Origin of the sequence: uncultured Allobosea sp., assembly GCF_945957345.1 — a bacterium.
In the GTDB taxonomy this organism is placed as follows: domain Bacteria; phylum Pseudomonadota; class Alphaproteobacteria; order Rhizobiales; family Beijerinckiaceae; genus Allobosea.
Genome location: NZ_CAMFKW010000105.1, coordinates 1 through 4,211, shown reverse-complemented (window position 1 = coordinate 4,211; position 4,211 = coordinate 1). Strand labels below are relative to the sequence as shown.

General features: G+C 64.0%; 4 protein-coding genes and 1 pseudogene. 4 read left to right on the top strand and 1 reads right to left on the bottom strand.

All coding sequences use genetic code 11. From position 1 onward, the window contains the following. Positions 1-242 (top strand): annotated as a pseudogene (locus Q0Q36_RS24990) (amino acid ABC transporter ATP-binding protein); the annotation flags it as partial. Between the two features lie 90 nt (positions 243-332). On the opposite strand, the gene Q0Q36_RS24985 reads toward Q0Q36_RS24990, so the two are convergent. Continuing rightward, on the bottom strand, positions 333-692 hold the full coding sequence (locus Q0Q36_RS24985; protein ID WP_293802585.1) for a hypothetical protein: 360 nt from the start codon (positions 690-692) through the stop codon (positions 333-335). A gap of 170 nt (positions 693-862) precedes the next feature. Between Q0Q36_RS24985 and Q0Q36_RS24980 the strand changes: the two genes are divergently transcribed. The 3 genes from Q0Q36_RS24980 to Q0Q36_RS24970 all read left to right on the top strand — a co-directional run. Next, positions 863-1,168 carry a heavy-metal-associated domain-containing protein gene (locus Q0Q36_RS24980; RefSeq protein ID WP_293802583.1) on the top strand — a complete coding sequence of 102 codons (306 nt, stop codon included), beginning with the start codon at positions 863-865 and terminating at the stop codon, positions 1,166-1,168. Between the two features lie 78 nt (positions 1,169-1,246). Beyond that, the gene (locus tag Q0Q36_RS24975; protein ID WP_293802581.1) at positions 1,247-3,622 is read left to right on the top strand and encodes a heavy metal translocating P-type ATPase; all 2,376 of its coding nucleotides are present in this window, start codon (positions 1,247-1,249) and stop codon (positions 3,620-3,622) included. A gap of 102 nt (positions 3,623-3,724) precedes the next feature. After that, the coding region (locus Q0Q36_RS24970; RefSeq protein ID WP_293802579.1) for a cytochrome b/b6 domain-containing protein at positions 3,725-4,211 on the top strand (487 nt) is incomplete at its 3' end.

Sequence of the window (4,211 nt, the reverse complement as noted above, 5' to 3'; positions counted from 1 at the left end):
AGCCGACCTCGGCGCTCGACCCCGAGATGGTCAAGGAGGTGCTCGACACCATGGTCTCGCTGGCGGAGGAGGGCATGACCATGCTCTGCGTCACCCACGAGATGGGCTTCGCGCGTCAGGTCGCCGACCGCGTCATCTTCATGGATGCCGGCCAGATCGTCGAGGTCAACGAACCGAACGAGTTCTTCAATAACCCGCAGCATGAGCGCACCAAGCTCTTCCTCTCCCAGATCCTGCACTGATCGAGCCGGGAACACAGGGCAGACCGTGCTCGATCGGCGATCCTCCCATTCGGAACAGGGGCCGCGCTCCGCGTCGGCGAGCAGCCTGCGTCATTTGGGGTGATTTATCGACGCGCCAGCAATCACCTCGGTTGCCGCGACGATGCGTTTGATGGGGCCGATCAAGTCCGGAATATCCACAAACGCCAGAAGGAGGCCTGCAATCCAAAAAATATGCATGTGCGTGAACATCGCCAGCAACCCCAACACACAGACGACCTGAAGCTGAATCTTGTTGTGCGCAATTCGGTCGGGAAGGGCGTGCAGGCGCAAATATAAGATGCCCGTAGCCAGCGTGAAAATGACCAAGGATATGCCCACCGCAATCATGAGCCAGTCCGTTTCACCGGGACCGGTCAAGAATGATGGCAAGTGCGTCGAAGCTGCTGCTGGATGAACGATATCGCTCACAACGCTCTCCAACGCAGGAATTGGTCAGCCCCCTGGAGCACGATAACATGGCCCGACGGCACCGGTATTGTCCTCTCGGACAAGGGATTGGTGCGCTGGACTCAGCCGCCTATTTTCGCTGGAAGAACCGTCTCACGCCGAGATGCACTTGACCTTCCCTCGATGGGAAGGTGCAGGCTGACATAATCGTCAAGCTAGGGACATTTGCAGCTATGTGCTCCTGCCAGCAACATTCGGGTACTGCCGCCAAGGCGACCACTTCTGAAGGCGCGATCAGCTTTCGCGTCGAGGACATGACCTGCGGACATTGCGCCGGCACGATCAAGAAGGCCATTGAGGATCAATTGCCGGGAACCGCAGTCACCGCCGACCCGGCTTCGAAGCTCGTCAGCGTCGTGGGCGCGGCCGATTTCTCCGCTATCAAATCGATCGTGACGGGCGCTGGATACACCCCCAGTCTGGACCGCGTGGGCTGAGAGCGAGCGGCCGACGTGAACTCGCCGGCCGCTCATGCATTGGCAAGGCAAAGGGGCAGGAGAGCAAAGCGGCGAGCCATGGCAGATCATCAGCATCACCGCGGTCACCGGCACGATGACCATTCGCACCACCACGACGGCCATTTTCACGGCGGAGGAGAGAGTGTGGAGGACCCGGTCTGCGGGATGACGGTCGACCCGCACGCAACCGCGCACCGGGCGCAGTACGAAGGCAAGCCGTATTACTTCTGCTCCTCTGGCTGTCAGTCGAAATTCATGGCGGAGCCCGCCAAATACGTCGAGCCGGCGGCGGCTCGCAAGGCGGAACCCGTGCCGGAAGGCACGATCTACACCTGCCCGATGCACCCCCAGATCAGACAGGTGGGACCAGGCTCCTGCCCGATCTGCGGAATGGCGCTCGAACCGGTGCTCGCGACGACCGAGACCGGCCCCAGCCACGAACTGGTCGACATGACGCGCCGGTTCTGGATCGGACTCGCGCTCTCCCTGCCGGTGGTCGTGCTGGAAATGGGTGGGCACCTGACGGGTCTGGGCCACTATGTCGGCCAGCAGACCTCGAACTGGATCCAGATGCTGCTCGCGACGCCGGTCGTGCTGTGGGCTGGTCGGCCGTTCTTCGAGCGCGGCTGGCAGTCGCTGGTCTCGCGCAACCTCAACATGTTCACGCTCATCGCCATGGGCACGGGGGTGGCCTGGGTCTACAGCATGGCGGCGACGCTGGCGCCGGGGATCTTCCCGGCCGCGTTCCGCGGCCATGACGGCTCGGTGGCCGTGTACTTCGAAGCGGCTTCCGTCATCACGGTTCTCGTCCTGCTCGGGCAGGTGCTCGAATTGCGGGCGCGGGAGAGCACCAGCGGAGCCATTCGCGCCCTGCTCGACCTCGCGCCGAAGACGGCCCGCAGGATCATGTCCGACGGCACCGAGCAGGAAGTCCAGCTCGACACCGTGCAGGTCGGCGACCGCCTGAGGGTGCGGCCGGGTGAGAAGGTCCCGGTCGATGGCGTCGTCATCGAGGGACGCAGCGCGGTCGACGAGTCGATGGTCACAGGCGAGTCGATGCCGATTACCAAGGAGGTCGGGGCCGCGGCCATCGGCGGCACGATGAACCAGTCCGGCGGCCTCGTGATCGAGGCGCAGAAGGTTGGGCACGACACGATGTTGTCGCGGATCGTCCAACTCGTGGCGGAGGCCCAGCGCAGCCGCGCCCCGATCCAGCGATTGGCTGACCACGTCTCGGGCTACTTTGTGCCCGCGGTCATCGGCGTCGCGGCGCTCGCCTTCATCGCATGGGCAGTCTGGGGTCCCGAGCCGCGGTTCTCCTACGGCCTCGTTGCGGCCGTGGCGGTGCTCATCATCGCCTGCCCCTGCGCGCTCGGTCTCGCCACGCCGATGTCCATCATGGTCGGGGTCGGCCGCGGCGCTCAGGCGGGCGTTCTGATCAAGAATGCCGAGGCCCTGGAACACATGGAGAAGGTCGACACCTTGGTGGTCGACAAGACCGGCACCCTCACCGAGGGCAAGCCGTCCGTGACTGCCGTGATTCCGGCTCCGGGCTTCGCCGAAGCCGAAATCCTGCGCCTGTCGGCCAGCGTGGAACGGGCAAGCGAGCATCCGTTGGCGCTGGCCATCGTCGCGGCCGCCGACAAACAGGGTATCGCCACCGCGCCGGTCGCCGATTTCGACTCACCCACCGGCAAGGGAGCGTTGGGTGTCGTCGAGGGACGGCGCGTCGTGCTCGGCAACGCAGCCTTCCTGACCGAGCATGGCATCGATCCCGTCCCCCTGGCAAAGCAAGCGGACGAGTTGCGTGAGGACGGCGCCACGGTGATCTTCGCCGGGATAGGCGGGAAGGTGGCGGGTGCCATCGCCATTGCCGATCCGGTCAAGAGTTCGACGCCGGAGGCACTCTCCGGGCTCAGGGCGGAAGGCATCCGGGTGGTGATGCTCACCGGCGACAATTGGACGACCGCGAAGGCAGTCGCCAGGCGGCTGGGAATCGACGAGGTCGAGGCCGAGGTTCTGCCCGACCAGAAGAGTGCCGTGGTCCAGCGTTACAAGGCAGACGGCAGGGTGGTCGCCATGGCGGGCGACGGCGTCAACGATGCGCCGGCGCTGGCGGCGGCGGATGTTGGCATCGCCATGGGCACGGGCACCGATGTGGCGATGGAAAGCGCGGGGGTAACCCTGCTGAAAGGCGACCTGACCGGAATCGTGCGGGCGCGGCGGCTGTCGCAGGCCGTAATGCGCAACATCCGACAGAACCTGTTCTTCGCCTTCATCTACAATGCGCTCGGCGTGCCGGTGGCGGCGGGAGTGCTCTTCCCGTTCTTCGGGATCCTGCTGTCGCCGATCATCGCGGCGGCCGCGATGGCGCTGTCCTCGGTCAGCGTGATCGGCAACGCGATCCGTCTGAGAACTGTGTCGCTCCGGTAGGGCGGTGCTTAACGCTTGTCGGGATTGAATGTGATTCAGGGCTTGGTTTCGGGCGTCTGCTGACGGGCGGCGCCACCGGCTGGTAATGCGCGGATCTGAATCGTGAGTTTGTTGCAAAGCGTGTTTATTCCCAAGGTCAGCTCGGGCAAGTCGTTTGGTGTTTATCAACGCTGGATCCACTGGAGCGTGCCGGTGCTGTGCATCGCTCAGGTGCCGACATCTTGGGCGATCCAACGCACTCATATGGCGCATGGCTTCACAAGGCCCGACCCATTCGATCTTTTTTTGCATCAGGTTCATGCCTGGGTGGGCTGGCTGGTCATGGGGCTGGCGCTGACCCAAATTGCGCTGCGCTACATCTATGGCCGCCCGTCACTCGAAGGCTTGTCGCCGCTCGAACGATGGGCTGCGACAGGCGCTCATGTCGCTCTCTATGGCCTGCTGCTGCTCTTGCCGTTCACGGGCACTGTTGCGATGTATCTCAGCTTTCGTGCAGCGCCGTTGCACCGGTTACTCAACTGGGCGCTGTTGGTGCTAGCTCTGATCCATGTTGCCGCGGCGCTGTGGCACCATTTCTATCGGCGCGATC